2 protein-coding genes are annotated in these 1,128 nt (G+C 42.1%); both read right to left on the bottom strand.

Annotation, left to right across the window (positions count from 1 at the left end):
* Positions 1-495: 495 nt before the first annotated feature.
* Positions 496-813 carry a CcdB family protein gene (locus AC27IB_RS23470; protein ID WP_487124058.1) on the bottom strand — a complete coding sequence of 106 codons (318 nt, stop codon included), beginning with the start codon at positions 811-813 and terminating at the stop codon, positions 496-498.
* Complete coding sequence (locus AC27IB_RS23475; RefSeq protein WP_296052634.1) at positions 813-1,058, bottom strand: type II toxin-antitoxin system CcdA family antitoxin; 246 nt, start codon at positions 1,056-1,058, stop codon at positions 813-815. The genes AC27IB_RS23470 and AC27IB_RS23475 overlap by 1 nt, the downstream gene beginning before the upstream one ends.
* Positions 1,059-1,128: the final 70 nt, after the last annotated feature.

Consider the following 1,128-nt stretch of genomic DNA (forward strand, 5'->3'; position numbering starts at 1 on the left):
ACGCATTAAATCGCTCGCAAGCTCGCTGGGACGCTAACACATGGGCTGCGTCACTTCGTTCCGTATTTTAGCCTGCGTGCAATTGCCCCTTCTTGGGGTGTTATGCGCCGTTGTCATTTCTCATGTGTTTGGTGCTGCGGTAGCTGGTTAGGGCTAGGTAGTTTCAATAGGTTGTATCAGTGCCTACCGTTTCCAGTTTTAAACCCTACTTTAGAAACGCTTATTCGATTTGGCCAGGTAACACCAGAAGTCTGCAATTCAAAATTTTCTCAGCCAGTTCACTTATCGAGCCACCGCTTTATCATCTGGCTTTTCGCTCAGGGTTGTTTTAAGGTAATTGTTTTTATTTAAATCAACAGTTTGTTGTTGCAGGTGCTGGCGGCAAAGCCGCGAAGGGCAAGTGTCTCGCACGCATAACAAACAATGTTGAAGACACAAACACGCGGGCTCTGCTTCGCAGTATAGCCCACGCGTTTGTGCCACCAAATTAGGGCGTTATATTCCAGTAATAGCGAAGTCTATTGCATCTATCAGCAGTTCTCTGGATTGCTCTAATGAACCAATGCGATCATTGAGCACGTCTTCGGGTATAGAACTAAGTTGTTGGGCTAAAAATAAGTATGTTGCGCCCTCGAATCCTATCTCCGGAGTCAATTTTTTCATGTAAAGACTGTTTCTAGTATTGCTATTTGTTAACGGTACAACCAGCCTTGTTGCTAACTGCTCAATTACAGAATTTTGAACATCAACAAGAAAGGGGTAAGCTTTATTCGTTTTTTTGCTTGGGTTTCTGTAAACATCAAACTGCGCCATTAGAAGTTCCGGTACTCATCACCTATACAACCGTTCTCAGTAACAAACTCGTTGTATGCAGCTATGGCAGCTTTGTTTTCTTTTTTCCACTTCTCTGCTTCAACATTTTTTAGCTTGTCTTTAAGTGCTTGCTCTAATGTTGCGGACAGGTTAACTTTTAAATTTCGAGCTTTTTGCAATAAATCGCTGTTTAAGCTTAAATTTGTCGCTTTTTTGGGGGCATGGATGTCATATAAATCTTGCATTTTTATTACTCCAACTAATCTCACCACCAATTATACGCATGCAAATGCGCATTGCAAAGCATGGTTAGAA

Source organism: Alteromonas sp. 4NH20-0104, assembly GCF_057547795.1.

Bases quoted from the DNA above. Each gene is read 5' to 3' on its own strand.
- AC27IB_RS23470 (WP_487124058.1), bottom strand. From the start codon at position 813: ATGGCGCAGTTTGATGTTTACAGAAACCCAAGCAAAAAAACGAATAAA.
- AC27IB_RS23475 (WP_296052634.1), bottom strand. From the start codon at position 1,058: ATGCAAGATTTATATGACATCCATGCCCCCAAAAAAGCGACAAATTTA.